Raw genomic sequence first — 13,348 nt, forward strand, 5'->3', positions numbered from 1 at the left:
GGGCCATGGATGATTATCAGGAAGAGTTGCTGGAAGCCCAGGCCTTCGAGGCCGAAGGGTCGGACGGCGTCGAAGACGCCACCGAGCTTTGATTCAACCGACGCTGCTGGCGTCGATAGCTTCCCGGCGTGACGCCTGTCCAGCGCTTGAACGCGCGTTGGAAGGCTTCCGCCGAGGTGAACCCCAGTACGTAAGCCACTTCACCAAAGCTCAATACCGTATCGCGAATGTAGGTCTCGGCCAGGTCGCGACGCATGCCATTGAGCAGCTCGCGAAACCCGGTGCCTTCTTCGGCCAACTGACGACGCAACGTCCAGCTCGGCAGGCCCATGCGCTGCGCTACGTCTTCCAGGTTCGGTTCGCGTCCGCCGCTCAATTGCGGGCCCAGCAGGTGGATGATGCGTTCGCGCAAGCTGCGTACGCGGGTGAGCTGGTCGAGTTCGGCTTCGCACAATTGCAGCAGATGCTGCCAGGTGCCGGGGCAGTGCACAGGGTTGCGCACATCGAGAGCGACGCGCCCCAGCCTCAGGCGATTGGCCTCGCCGCCGAACTGCACGGGATGTTCGCACAACGCCTGGTAGCGCTCGGCTTCGGCGGGCGCGGGGAATTCGATGTGCAAGCGCTCGGCGCGCAGCGGCCTGTTTGCCACGCCGGAAAGCTGCGTCAACCAGCCGCTCAGCAACGAATCCACCACGAAGCGGTTGTAGGCGTTGTAAGGACTGATGGAATAGAAATTCAACCATGCGCCGTGGGCGTCTTCCTCGAAGCTGCAGCGACCTCGGTAGTTGCTCGCGTACAGCGGTTCGAAACGCAGCAGTGCCTGGGCCGCAGCGCGCACGGTGGGCGCCTGGCCTGCGGTGACACCGGCAAGCCCGGCGTGGGCCAGGCGACTGTGGCGGCCCATGCACAGGCCTAGTCCGGGATCGCCGCACATCGCGATGGCGGCATGTCCCAGGTGCATGTAGCGCGGAATCGACAATCGCGCGCCAACCTGCGCCAGGCGCGCGGCATCCAGACCATAGCGTTGCAGCAGGGGCTCGGGATCGTAGCCAAGCTCGCGCAGCGCATCGGCCAGCGGCTGCACCAGCCCGACCGACAGGTCGCCCAGGCGTAGCGCAGCCCGGCCTTGCACGCTCACAGCCACAGATTGAGTATTCGCGCGCCCTGGCTGGGCGGGGCGGTCAGGCTCTGCCCGTCGCGGTTGACGAAGCCTTGGCCGCCGACGGTCTGCTCCCAGAACTGCCCGCGCGCGAAGACGCTGATGCTGGTCGCCTTACCGGCAGCGGCCTGGATCAGACGCTGCCAGGCGTCTCGTTCGCTGACTTCGCCACGCTGCAAGGCCAGCGCTTGCGCAGCGGCCTGATGGCGGTTGCCGCGCCAGGGCGCCTGCCATGCGTCCCGGCCGGTCACGAAGGCTGGATTGGCGATCAGTTCCACCGATTGCGCGTGCAACTGCCGATAGTTCTGCGGGTACCAACTGTCGCTACCCACCAGCACCGCCAGCCGCCCGGCCGGGGTGTCGAGCACTTGTGCAGGTGCGGCCGCGCCCGGTTCGACGAAGCGGCGCAACTCGCTGTCGGGGTAGCGCTGGCGCTGCGGCTGGCCCAACGGGCTGCCGTCGGCGGCGAACACCACGCTGGCGTTGAACAGCGGCCCGCTGCCTGCATGCAGCACACCCTCGGCGATGAAAGGCGCCGGCAAAATGATCGAACCGGCTACCAAGGTGACCTGGAAACGTTTGGCCAGCTCCCCGAACAGCTGCTGGTAATCGGCGGCCATTTGCTCGGCCTTCATGCGCAGGTGCGCGTCGGCGCGTCGGTCATCGCCGGTGGCGCGCAGCATGGCCATGCCGTAATGCAGCGGGTTGCTCAGCTCCAGCCATTGCAAGGCTTCGCGACGATGGGGCTCCTGATACAGCGCGTTCTTCTCGCCGCGTGCCCACAGCCAGGTGCCGATGTGTTCGGGCAGGACCACGACGGTACGGGGATTGATCAGGCCTTGGTCACGGGCCCGTTGCAGGTAGGCCGCAAGCTTGCGCTCCAGGCGCGCCAGGTTCTGATAGTCGCCTGGAAACAGCAAAGGCTCGACCCCCAGCAGGTTGCCACGCTCGCTCGGTTCGCCGTGGTTCAGTGCGAGCTCGACGCGCAGGTCCGACAGGTAATGCCCTTCCGGGCGTTGCAGGGTCCAAAGGCCGTAGCCGCCAAGCGCTACGAGCAACAACAGCGCCAAAGCGCCGCAAAGCAGTTTTCGCATGAAACCGTGTCTGTTCGGTGGCTGGGGCGACAAGGGTACGAGCAAACCGGCGCGGCGCAAACTCTCATCAATCGCTTTTCGTTCGCAACAAGGCCGAATACGGACCGCTGTCAAACCGATCGATGCGAGCGGGCAGTGTCAGAAGCGGTTACCCATTTGTCAGTTACGATCATTGAGGTGGCAATCATAGCTGGTTAATGTCGCTCTCATCCATGAAGAGGCCCACCTCCCGCACGAGGCCTCGCTTCCCGTGACCCTGCCATAGGACCTACCCATGACGGCCTCGCCTTACCCGCACCTGTTGGCCCCGCTCGACCTGGGCTTCACCACCTTGCGCAACCGTACCTTGATGGGCTCGATGCACACCGGCCTCGAAGAAAAGCCCGGCGGATTCGAGCGCATGGCGGCCTACTTCGCCGAGCGCGCGCGCGGTGGCGTCGGGCTGATGGTCACCGGCGGCATCGCGCCGAACGAGGAGGGCGGGGTGTACGCGGGCGCCGCCAAGCTCAGCACCGACGAGGAAGCCGAGCGCCATCGTCTGGTCACCGAGGCCGTGCACCAGGCCGGCGGCAAGATCTGCCTGCAGATCCTGCACGCCGGGCGCTACGCCTACAGCCCCAGGCAGGTCGCCCCCAGCGCGCTCAAGGCGCCGATCAATCCGTTCACGCCCAAGGCGCTGGACGACGCCGGCATCAAGCAGCAGATCGCCGACTTCGTCCGCTGCGCGATGCTGGCCCAGCGCGCCGGTTACGACGGCGTCGAGGTGATGGGCTCGGAAGGCTATTTCATCAACCAGTTCCTCGCCGCCTGCACCAACACCCGCACCGACCGCTGGGGCGGCAGCTTCGACAACCGCATGCGCCTGGCCGTGGACATCGTCGGGCGCATCCGTGAAGCGGTGGGGCCGAACTTCATCATCATCTTCCGCCTGTCGATGCTCGATCTGGTCGACGGCGGCAGCGATTGGGACGAGGTCGTGCGCCTGGCCAAGGCCATCGAACGGGCCGGTGCCACCCTGATCAACACCGGCATCGGCTGGCACGAGGCGCGCATCCCGACCATCGCCACCAAGGTGCCGCGCGCGGCTTTCAGCAAGGTCACTGCCAAGCTGCGCGGCGAAGTCGGCATTCCGCTGATCACCACCAACCGCATCAACATGCCGCAGGTGGCCGAGGCGGTGCTGGCGGCTGGGGATGCCGACATGGTGTCGATGGCCAGGCCCTTCCTGGCCGATCCTGAATTCGTCAACAAAGCGGCCGCAGGCCAGGCACAGTCCATCAACACCTGCATCGGCTGCAACCAGGCCTGCCTGGACCACACCTTCGCCGGCAAGCTGACCACCTGCCTGGTCAACCCGCGTGCCTGTTACGAAACCGAGCTCAACTACCTGCCGAGCGCCCACCCCAAGCGCATCGCCGTCGTGGGCGCAGGCCCGGCCGGGTTGGCTGCGGCGACCGTCGCCGCGCAGCGCGGCCACCGCGTGACGCTGTTCGACGCCGGCAGCGAGATCGGCGGCCAGTTCAACGTCGCCAAGCGTATTCCCGGCAAGGAGGAGTTCTACGAAACCCTGCGCTACTTCGCCGACAGGATCGAACGCACCGGCGTCGACCTGCGCCTGGGCACCCGCGTCGAGGTGCAAGCCTTGCTCGATGGCAGCTACGACGAAGTGATCCTCGCCACCGGCATCAGCCCGCGCGTGCCGGCCATCCCCGGTATCGAGCACGCCAAGGTGCTGAGCTACCTGGACGTGCTGCTCGAACGCCAGCCGGTCGGTCGGCGGGTGGCGGTGATCGGTGCCGGCGGCATCGGCTTCGATGTCAGCGAATACCTGGTGCATCAAGGTGTGGCCACCAGTCTGGACCGCGAGGCGTTCTGGAGGGAGTGGGGCATCGATACCCGGCTCGAGGCCCGCGGCGGCGTTGCCGGTATCGTGGCGCAGCCGCAGCCACCGGCGCGCGAGGTGTACCTGTTGCAGCGCAAGGCGTCGAAGGTGGGCGACGGGCTGGGCAAGACCACCGGCTGGATCCACCGTGCCGGGCTCAAGCAGCGCCAGGTGCGCATGCTCAACGGTGTCGAGTATTTGCGGGTAGACGATGCCGGGTTGCACGTACGCATCGGCGACGGCGAACCGCAGGTGCTGGCGGTGGACAATGTGGTGCTGTGTGCCGGGCAGGAACCGCTGCGCGAGCTTTACGACGGCTTGCAGGCCGCAGGGCAGTCGGTGCACCTGATCGGCGGCGCGGACGTGGCCGCCGAGCTGGACGCCAAGCGTGCCATCGGCCAGGGATCGCGGTTGGCGGCCGAGTTGTAGCGGTTGGCGGCCGGTGTGGCGATCTGCTCAAACCGGCCATACTGCCGATTGCGGTACCTGCAACACTGGCTGGCGGACCGTGGCAGGGCCATGTGCGCATTCCCGGCCGTGATGCCGGCAATGCCGACTTACGGATTTTCGCAGGGCCGCCCTCGACCCTGCCTGACCTTCGTCTCAGAACTTTTCAGACAGAGCCCGGCAGGGCAGATGCCCGCACCAATGTCTCACCCCCAGCAGTTCGGCTGCTGGTGATCAGATGACCCCATGGCGGCTTCAACCCCACTCATTGCGACATCCCTTCCACCACCCTGCGCAACGATTCCGCCAACATCGGCCCATGCCCCAGCCCTTCGAAACCCTGCACGCGCACCTTCACACCATCGATCTTCGCCAGCTGCGCTGCCAGATCACGCAGTGGCTGCCCGCCATCGCCCTGCACGCGACCTCCTGGGCTGCCAGGCTCCTCGGAGCCGCGCATCAGCAGCACGTCCGGCCGCGCGCCGCGCAGGCGCCCAGCCAAGCCCTCGACCTCTCGCCCCAGCGCACCCTCGCGCCACCACAGCGACGGACTGGCTGCGGCGTATCCGCTGAACGCGCCGGGCCGCGTGAACAGCGTGTGCAGTACCGCCAGCCCACCGTAGGAATGCCCCCACAGCGTCTGGCGTTCGGGGTCGATTGGCGCCTGCGCCGCCACCAGCGTGCGCATGCGTCCGGTCAGCAGGTCGAGAAACGCGTCCACGCCGCCGCTGGGCTGTTGGGTCAGCGGATCGCGCTGTTCGTTCAAGCCAGGCACGCTTGGCGTGTAGTCATAGGTGCGCGAGGCGCGCTCGATGCGCTGTTCGCTTTGGTAGCCCACCGCCACCAGTAGCGGCGCCTGGCCGGCGGCCAATGCGTCCAGTTGCTGGCTGTGCAAAGCGCCCAGGGCGGCATTGCCGTCGAGCATCCACAGCACCGGATAGCCTGCCGCCGGGGCTGGACGGTTCGGTTGGCCGACCCACAAGCGGTAATGACGCTGGCCGTCGCGCGAATCCAGGTCCAGTTGCTTGAAGCGGTATGCCAAGTCGGTGCGCTCGAGCAGCGAGGTGTCCATGGTTTGCATGGGGTCGGGCTGCGCCAGGGCGGCAGGTGCCACGGTAGCCAGGGCCAACGCCAGGGCCAGGGTCGTCTTGCTCATCGTTCGTCTCGTCGAGGCCGGGCAAGGGCTGCCAGGCGTGAGGGGCAGATGGTAGGCCGTCGAATGCACAGGTAAAGCGTCTTAACCTTCTAAACCGTCGCTGGCGACCGGTAAGAGCAGGTGCAGGCAAAGACCCGGCTGCGCATTGCTGGCCCACAGGCGGCCGCCTTGCAGCTCCACGGCGCGGCGGGCGATGGCCAGACCCAGGCCGAAGCCTGCGCCGCTGCCGGCCAGGCGCTGGTAGGGTTGGAAGATCCGTTCCAGTTCGCTGTCCGGCACGCCGGGGCCTTGATCGCTCAGGCGCAGGTGCCAGCACTCGCCCTCGCGCCAGCCATCGAGACGCACCTCGCCGCCGGCCGGTGAGTGGCGGATGGCGTTGCGCAGCAGGTTTTCCAGGGCCTGGGCCAGGCTGTCCAGATGCGCCTGCACGCGGCAATCGACACCCAGCGAGCAGGGCAGACGCGTGCGCGGCCAACCGCTTTCGAAGCAGATGTCCTCGCACAGCGCCTCCCACAGCGACAGCACCAGCAGCGGCTCGGTCGGCAGGCTGGGCTGTTCGGTGTCCATCCAGGCCAAGTCCAGGGTGTTTTCCAGCAGCTTCTGCATGTCGGCGACTTCACGGTCCAGGCGCTCGCGCAATTGTTCTGGCGGCAGGTCGCTGTCGTGCGCGATGCGCAACCGCGCCAGGGGCGTGCGCAACTCGTGGGACAGGGTACGCAGCAGCAGGCGCTGTTGCTCCAGGCTTTGACGCAGACGCCCGGCCATGTGTTCGAAGGCCTGGGCCAGTTCGCCCAGCTCGTCGCGGCGCCGTTGCAGGGGTAGGCCGGGGCTGTCGAGGTCGTCGGCGCGCAAGGCGTCGGCGCGGTCGCGCAGGCGGTTCAGCGGCACCACCAGATGGCGGTACAGCAACAGCCCCAACAGCAGCGCCAGCAGAGCGGGGGCCAGGCCATGGGTGACCACGTGGGTCCAGGGGGTAAGGCCGGTGGGCAGCAGGCGTTCGGGCAGTTGCATGACCAGACGACCCCGCTCGGGGTGTTCGGGAAACGCGATGCTGACGTAGGGCAGTTCGTCCTGCAGGCGGCGGCTCAGCGGCCAGTCGAGCTTGCGCATGAAGGTCAGGTGGCTGGCTTCCTCGGCGCTCAGGGGCGTGGTGCCCAGGCTTTGCAACTGTGGCCCGATCACCGCCACCCAGGTGTTTTCCTGCGACGCCAACTGCTTGCGCCACACCTGCGTTGCTGCCGCACCGCCGCGCGCCCACGTCTGTTCGGCCTGCGCCGCGTAGCGCGCCAGGTAGCCTTGGTCGTCCTGCGAGAGAAAGTAGGAGCTGCGCTCCACCGACAGGCCCCAGGTCCAGATCAGCCAGACCAGCAACAAGCAGAAGCCGACCTGCAGCAAGGCCAGCTTCCATAGCAGCGGATGGCGGCGCATCAGGGCTGCTCCGTATCGACCAGCAGGTAGCCCTGGCCGCGTACGGCCTGGATCTGCAAATGCTGGGCACCGATGTCGGCCAATTTGCGCCGCAGATTGCACACGTGCACGTCCAGGCCCCGGTCCAGACGGGTGTAGGCGCGATACAGCACGGTCTGGTACAGAAAGGCTTTGCTCAAGGCTTCGCCGGGATGTGCGTGCAGGGTGGCCAGCAGGCGGAACTCGGAGGCGGTGAGGCCGGCCGCGCGGCTTTCGTACAGGACATCCTGACGCTCGTGGTCGAGCCTGACCTCGCCGGCATCGCCAGAGGATATGGGCCGCCGGTCGAACGCCACGCGGCGCAGCAGCGCATCGACCCGGGCATCGAGCTCGGCCAGGCTGAAGGGCTTGGGCAGGTAGTCGTCGGCGCCGCGGGTGAAACCGCTGATGCGGTCCTGCTCGGCGCCTAGCGCCGACATCAGCATCACCGGCACCGCCTGGCGCTTGCGCAGCGCATCGAGCAGGCTCAGACCGTCGATGCCCGGCAGCAGGATGTCCAGGAGCACCAGCTCGAAGTCCGCGCGTTGCATGGCCGCAAGCGCTTCGGTGCCTGTGGCGCAGGCTTGCACGTCGAAGCCGCGGTTGAGGAAGTGGCGTTCGAGATCATGGCGCAGGCGCGGATCGTCTTCGGCGAGCAGGAGTGAGGTGGGCACGGCGGGCCTTGGATGAGAATTCGTATCAGTTGCGAATCATCCCATTGCCGGTGACAGGAGGGCAACGCTTGCCTGTGTTAATAAAGTTAAGCCTGCTGCACCCCCGATTTTCATTCGATATCCTTCGCAAATAACAAACTCTTTCGTTTGAGAATTTTTGCCATTTGCGCATATAGGGGCGACATGAACGGTTTTGAACGCGCGGGGAGCGTGGTACGGGTAAGGCGTTGGATCGTGGTGGGGCTGCTGGCGCCCTTTTCGCTGTCGGCGCTGGCCGAAACGGTGGCCTTGCAGGCGGGCGATGAGGGCGTGTTGGACCTGCCGGCGCTGACCATCGACGGCAATCGCCTGTACGACATGCTGCCGTCCGAAGCCACCGGCGGCTACAGCGTCGATGCCGCCACCGTGGGCACCAAGACCCCCGCCGCATTGAAGGACATTCCGCAGTCGATCACCGTCTACACCCAAGACTACGTCAAGGACCGCCAATTCGTGCACCTCGACGACCTGGCCAAATACACCGCCGGTCTGCGCACCCTGACCAACGACAGCGGGCGTTCGTCGATCTACGCCCGTGGTTACGAATACAGCGAATTCAACATCGACGGCCTGCCGGCGCCGATGGCCAGCATCTTCGGCACCGTGCCGTCGCTGGCGGCGTTCGACCGGGTCGAGATCATGCGCGGCCCGGCCGGGCTGTTCAGCAGCACCAGCGAACTGGGCGGCATCGTCAACATGGTGCGCAAGCGTCCGACCGCCGAGTTCCAGGGCCACGTCGAAGGTCGCTATGGCACCTGGGACACCAACCATGAGGAAGTCGACCTCAGCGGCCCGCTCGACCAGGCCGGTCGCGTGCGCGGGCGTTTCGTCGCCTCGCGGGACGACACCAACGGTGAGGTGGACTACAACGCCAACACCAGCAACAGCTACTACGGCGCGCTGGACATCGACCTCGACGAAGCCACCGAGCTGTCGTTCGGCCTGATCCACGAAGTGAAGAACATCACCCCGCACAACGGCTACCCGGCCACGCTGTCGGGCGAGGTGCCGGACTTCAGCCATTCGCGCTTCCTGGGCGCCGACTGGAACTCCTTCGACGGCAAGACCACCGACCTGGTCGCCGAGCTGACCCACCGCTTCGACAATGGCGGCTATGGCCGGGTCGCCGCCCGCGGCTCGCACCGCGACACCGATTACCTGTACGCCTTCACCGCCACCAACGCCGTCAACGGCGCCAACTCCGAGCGCGCCAGCGCGCGCGACTTCACTCAGGACACCTATTCGCTCGACGCCAGCTACAGCCAGCCGTTCGAAACCTTCGGCCAGGTCAGTGAGTTCGTGGTCGGCAGCGACTACAAGAACTACGACACCGAGTACCGCAACGGCACCACCAACCTGGGCGCGATCAACGTCAATACCTATTCGCCGCAGCGCTTCGCCAAACCCTCGCCCAACTACAGCACCGAGACGGGCATGCAGGAAGAGGAGTACGGGCTGTACTCGAAAGTCACCTTCCGCCCGGTCGAGCGCCTGGCGTTGATCGCCGGTGGCCGTTTCAGCTGGTACCGCGGCGACTTCTACACCACCACGTTCAAGAGTGGCGCGACGGTCGCCGACGACAAGCGCGTGGACGGCCACTTCACCCCTTATGGCGGCGTGGTCTACGACCTGAACGACAACCACGCGCTGTACGCGAGCTATTCGCAGGTGTTCAAGCCGCAATCGGAAACCGACCAGAGTGGCCGGGTGCTCAAGCCCCGGGAAGGCGAGCAGTACGAGTTCGGCCTCAAGAGCAGTTACTTCGGCGGTGACCTGAACACGCGGCTGTCGGCATTCCGCCTGACCGACGAGAACCGTGCCACTACGCTGTACGACGTCAACGGCGTGGCCACCACGGCCTCGGTGGCGTCCGGCAAGACCCGGGTCAAGGGCGCCGAAGTGGAAGTCAGCGGCAAGCTCACGCCGAACTGGGAACTGCTGGCTGGCTACACCTGGATGGACACCGAAACCGTCAAAGGCGACGCGCAGACCACCTTCTTCATCATGCCGCGCCAGCAGGCTTCATTGTGGACCAAGTACACCCTCGACCAGGGTCCGTTGCAGGGGCTGGCGATCGGCGGTGGCATCTCGGCGATGAGCGACTTCTACGCCGAAAACGGTGGCGTGCGCATCGATGCGCCGGGCTATGCCACGGTGGATGCGTTGCTCTCGTACCCGGTCACGTCCAAGCTGACCGCCACGCTGAACGTCAACAACCTGTTCGACCGCGATTACCTGTCGCGGGTGGGCTCGACCTCGACCTTCAACTTCTACGGGCCGTCGCGCAGCATGATGGTGGGTGCACGCTACGATTTCTGAGCCTGTTTGCACCTGCGTATGCACCAAGCCAGTCTGTGTCAGCCAGTGTGGACTGCCCCCAAAACTTGTGGGAGCGGCCGGTTCGGCGCTCCGATTAGCCGCGATGGCCGGCGTCGCCGGCCCACTGGCCGCAATACCTCTCGACACAGGGTTAAATGGTGCTTGATCTGGGGCGGCGATGCCGCCCATCGCGACTCTTGTGGGAGCGGCTTTAGCCGCGATGGCCGACGTCGCCGGCCTAATGGCCGCAATACCGCTCGACACAGGGTTAAACGGTGCCTGATCTGGGGCGGTGATGCCGCCCATCGCGACTCAAGTCGCTCCTACATGAGTGGACAGCTCCCAAACTTGGACTGCTCGCCAAGATGTGCCCCCTGCCGCAAGTCCGATACCCAGCCCCCTGTAGATGCGGGCGCTCAGCTGCGACTACCCGCTGTTCCCGTCCAGGTACCACGCGTCACCTGCTAGACTGCCGCCCCCGCCCAGTACCCAATGCTCGCATGCCGGTCCTCCCCGAACTCCCCGTCGCTCCCTTGCAACCCCTGAACCTGCCCTGGCTCGAACAGGCGGGCGTGCAGGCCGCGATCCTGCGCCTGGACCTGATCGACCCACTCATCGGTGGCAACAAGTGGTTCAAGTTGCGCCATCACCTGCTCGCGGCCCATGCCACCGGTGCGCCCGGCCTGATCAGCCTGGGCGGCGCCCATTCCAACCACCTGCACGCCCTGGCGGCGGCCGGCCAGCGCTTGGGGATCCCCACCGCTGGCCTGCTGCGCGGGCATGCCCAGCAAACGCCGACCGTCGAGGACCTTCGGCGTTTCGGCATGCAACTGCACTGGTTGGGCTACGGCGGCTACCGCGCGCGGCACCAGGCCGATTTCTGGATGCCTTGGCACACGCGTTATCCCGGTTGGTACTGCATCCCCGAAGGCGGTGGCGGGGTAGAGGGGGCGTTGGGTTGCCACGCCATCGTCGCGCAGGCGCGCGAGCAGTTGCCGGCGCTCGGCTGGGCCGACTACGACGCCTGGTGGCTGGCCGTGGGCACCGGCACCACGTTGGCTGGCCTGGTTCAGGCCGAGGCGGGCGCACACCCCGTGCACGGGGCACTGGCACTGCCAGCCGACCACGGTGTGGCAGCTACCGTGCGGGCTCTGGCCGGTGATCATGGCTATCGCCTGCACGACGCCAGCCGCGGCGGCTTCGCAAAGATCGACGCAGCGCTGCTGGGCTTCGTCGATGCCTGCGAGCGCGACGGCGGCGTACCGCTGGAGGCACTGTACAGCGGCAAGCTGCTGATGGCGCTGCACGACCAGGTCGCTACCGGCCAAGTCGCCCGCGGCAGCCGGCTGCTGCTGGTGCACGGCGGCGGGTTGCAAGGGCGGCGCGGTTATCGGTGAGGCAGCATGCGTCGTAACGTGTTGTCGCGGCGCACCCAGTGGTGGTACAGCCCGGCCACGGCATGCAGGCCGATCAGCCAATACCCCCAGGTGCCGATCCGCTCATGCCAGCCCTTGATGAACTTGGCAAGGTCCGGGTTGGGCTCGATCAAGGCGGGCAGTTCCAGGCCGTAGAACGGAATCGGCTTGCCTGCGGCGCTGAGGATCAGCCAGCCGGCCAGCGGCATGCCGATCAGCAACCCGTACAGCAGCAGGTGCACCAAGTGCGCCAAGCCCGTCTGCCAGGCGGGCGGCTTGGGCAGGATGGGCGGCGTCGGGTTGCGCAGGCGTGCGGCCAGGCGCAGCCATACCAGCACGAAGACGGTCAGACCGAGCATGAAGTGCAAGGCTTTCATCAGGTCGCGCTCGGCGCTGTCGCGGGGAAACAGGCCGCGAAACTCGATGCAGGCGTAGACCGCCGCCAGCAGAACGAGTGTCAGCCAGTGCAGCAGGATCGACAGCCGCGCGTAATGCGCGGGTGGGGTGGTTGTGGTCATGGGCGGGTCTCGTCATCAGGTCACGGAACGGGTCGCGCTCTGTCGGCGCTCAGCGGGCAGGCATCCAAGCGTGCCGTCGCTGAGTCTAGACGCGAGTCGGCAGCCTGGCGGCACGTGACCGAGCAGGTTCCGGACGTATTCGGTTCAGGGACCAGGACCGGCAGGCGCCGCAGGTCAGATGGACGCGTTCGTGGCAACTGCTGTGCCCAGGGTGGCTGGCGCCGGCCACTGGTCGCTCACGAGAAAGACCCGCTCGCGCTCCGTCCAAACGCCCTCGGTGTCGGGTGCCACTCTGACCAGCAGCCGCGCCGCCGCTTGCGGCTCAAGCAAGCCCAGCCACTGTTCGAGTTGCGCAGCCGACCACAACTGCGCCTGCTCCACCCGCGCCGGCGCCAGCCAGCGTTCGCGCGGCAGCGGCTGCCAATGCCCCACCGGGCGGCTGGCGACGAAACCTGCCCAGTCGCTTTGCCGAACCCAATACCCGCGTAGATGATCGGCCGCGGCGCCCATAGGCGACGCACATCCCATGGACCAGGGATAGAACAGGTAGCCCCCCAACCACAGATGCGAGCGTGGCGTGTCGATCCCCAGCGCGGCCAGGGCGGTGCGTGTCTCGGGGTGCGCCGCCATCGGCAGTTGGTGGTTGGCCAAGTGGGCAAGCTTGCTGCCCAACCGGTCGTGGCAGCCTGGCCCCAACCAATGCTCGGCCTGCTCGCCGGCGTCTTGCTCAGGGCCCAGGTAGAGCTTGATTGCCAGCTCCAGGTGCTGCACGCCGGTGCGGTCGCGCAGCAGCACGTCGAGTTCGCCCAGGGTGCGCCCGGCCGCCCGGATCGGCAGATTGCTGGCCAGCAGTTCGATGCCCGGCGCGGCGATCAGGGCGAAATGCCAGAGCCGCTCGTAATACAGGCCCAGACGCCGGCTGCCACGCTGCGCCAGCCAGGCGTCCAATGGCGCGGGGTCGTGGTCCAACGCGCGCAGCCAGGCCTCCAGCGCTTCAGGCGCGTCGGCCCAGGCGCTGGCCGCCAACGGATGGCGCTGGGCCCCGGCGCAGTGCCGCATCAGCGCCGGCGAGAGCAGCGCCCAGGCCAGGTCGCGCACGCTGTCATGCCGGAACTGGTCGGGCAGGGTGGCGAGCGTAGGGAAAGGGTGCACGCTGCCCATGCCGCTGGTTTGCCGCTGGCCGTCGGTTTCGCCCATAA

At 66.8% G+C, this 13,348-nt stretch carries 10 protein-coding genes; 3 read left to right on the forward strand and 7 right to left on the reverse strand.

Features of this window, described 5'->3' with window-relative positions:
- Window positions 1-16: 16 nt before the first annotated feature.
- A complete protein-coding gene (locus AA0Z93_RS15995; protein WP_413047954.1) occupies window positions 17-1,132 on the reverse strand; it encodes an AraC family transcriptional regulator in 1,116 nt (371 codons plus the stop codon).
- A 2-nt stretch (window positions 1,133-1,134) separates the two neighbouring features.
- Window positions 1,135-2,253: a nitrilase-related carbon-nitrogen hydrolase gene (locus tag AA0Z93_RS16000; RefSeq protein WP_413047953.1), complete on the reverse strand. Its 1,119-nt coding sequence runs from the start codon at window positions 2,251-2,253 to the stop codon at window positions 1,135-1,137.
- Window positions 2,254-2,527: 274 nt separating this feature from the next.
- Between AA0Z93_RS16000 and AA0Z93_RS16005 the strand changes: the two genes are divergently transcribed.
- A complete protein-coding gene (locus AA0Z93_RS16005) occupies window positions 2,528-4,564 on the forward strand; it encodes an NADPH-dependent 2,4-dienoyl-CoA reductase (protein ID WP_413047952.1) in 2,037 nt (678 codons plus the stop codon).
- A 283-nt stretch (window positions 4,565-4,847) separates the two neighbouring features.
- Here the strand turns inward: AA0Z93_RS16005 and AA0Z93_RS16010 are convergent, their stop codons facing one another.
- From AA0Z93_RS16010 to AA0Z93_RS16020, 3 genes are all read right to left on the reverse strand, one after another.
- Window positions 4,848-5,738, reverse strand: a complete 891-nt coding sequence (locus AA0Z93_RS16010; protein WP_413047951.1) for an alpha/beta hydrolase — start codon at window positions 5,736-5,738, stop codon at window positions 4,848-4,850.
- An 81-nt stretch (window positions 5,739-5,819) separates the two neighbouring features.
- Window positions 5,820-7,166: a histidine kinase sensor domain-containing protein gene (locus AA0Z93_RS16015; protein WP_413047950.1), complete on the reverse strand. Its 1,347-nt coding sequence runs from the start codon at window positions 7,164-7,166 to the stop codon at window positions 5,820-5,822.
- Window positions 7,166-7,858: a response regulator transcription factor gene (locus AA0Z93_RS16020; protein ID WP_413047949.1), complete on the reverse strand. Its 693-nt coding sequence runs from the start codon at window positions 7,856-7,858 to the stop codon at window positions 7,166-7,168. Before AA0Z93_RS16020 ends, AA0Z93_RS16015 begins: the two co-directional genes overlap by 1 nt.
- Before the next feature lie 183 nt (window positions 7,859-8,041).
- Between AA0Z93_RS16020 and AA0Z93_RS16025 the strand changes: the two genes are divergently transcribed.
- Window positions 8,042-10,216: a TonB-dependent siderophore receptor gene (locus AA0Z93_RS16025; protein WP_413047948.1), complete on the forward strand. Its 2,175-nt coding sequence runs from the start codon at window positions 8,042-8,044 to the stop codon at window positions 10,214-10,216.
- Between the two features lie 500 nt (window positions 10,217-10,716).
- Entirely contained in the window at window positions 10,717-11,613 is an 897-nt protein-coding gene (locus AA0Z93_RS16030) for a 1-aminocyclopropane-1-carboxylate deaminase/D-cysteine desulfhydrase (RefSeq protein ID WP_413047947.1), read from the forward strand.
- On the opposite strand, the gene AA0Z93_RS16035 is transcribed toward AA0Z93_RS16030, so the two are convergent.
- Window positions 11,604-12,149, reverse strand: coding sequence for a cytochrome b (locus AA0Z93_RS16035; RefSeq protein ID WP_413047946.1), 546 nt, complete (start codon window positions 12,147-12,149; stop codon window positions 11,604-11,606). The two genes, AA0Z93_RS16030 and AA0Z93_RS16035, sit on opposite strands and share 10 nt — an antisense overlap.
- Before the next feature lie 174 nt (window positions 12,150-12,323).
- Window positions 12,324-13,346, reverse strand: coding sequence for a DUF1853 family protein (locus tag AA0Z93_RS16040; protein WP_413047945.1), 1,023 nt, complete (start codon window positions 13,344-13,346; stop codon window positions 12,324-12,326).
- Window positions 13,347-13,348 lie beyond the last annotated feature (2 nt).

It is taken from the genome of Pseudomonas phoenicis (assembly GCF_047302395.1).
Taxonomy (GTDB): Bacteria; Pseudomonadota; Gammaproteobacteria; order Pseudomonadales; family Pseudomonadaceae; genus Aquipseudomonas.

What these genes read in the sequence shown, in the direction of transcription:
- AA0Z93_RS16010 (WP_413047951.1), bottom strand. Translation starts at nt 5,738, where the DNA reads ATGAGCAAGACGACCCTGGCCCTGGCGTTGGCCCTGGCTACCGTGGCA.
- AA0Z93_RS16035 (WP_413047946.1), bottom strand. Translation starts at nt 12,149, where the DNA reads ATGACCACAACCACCCCACCCGCGCATTACGCGCGGCTGTCGATCCTG.
- AA0Z93_RS16000 (WP_413047953.1), bottom strand. Translation starts at nt 2,253, where the DNA reads ATGCGAAAACTGCTTTGCGGCGCTTTGGCGCTGTTGTTGCTCGTAGCG.
- AA0Z93_RS16005 (WP_413047952.1), top strand. Translation starts at nt 2,528, where the DNA reads ATGACGGCCTCGCCTTACCCGCACCTGTTGGCCCCGCTCGACCTGGGC.
- AA0Z93_RS16040 (WP_413047945.1), bottom strand. Translation starts at nt 13,346, where the DNA reads ATGGGCGAAACCGACGGCCAGCGGCAAACCAGCGGCATGGGCAGCGTG.
- AA0Z93_RS16015 (WP_413047950.1), bottom strand. Translation starts at nt 7,166, where the DNA reads ATGCGCCGCCATCCGCTGCTATGGAAGCTGGCCTTGCTGCAGGTCGGC.
- AA0Z93_RS16025 (WP_413047948.1), top strand. Translation starts at nt 8,042, where the DNA reads ATGAACGGTTTTGAACGCGCGGGGAGCGTGGTACGGGTAAGGCGTTGG.
- AA0Z93_RS16030 (WP_413047947.1), top strand. Translation starts at nt 10,717, where the DNA reads ATGCCGGTCCTCCCCGAACTCCCCGTCGCTCCCTTGCAACCCCTGAAC.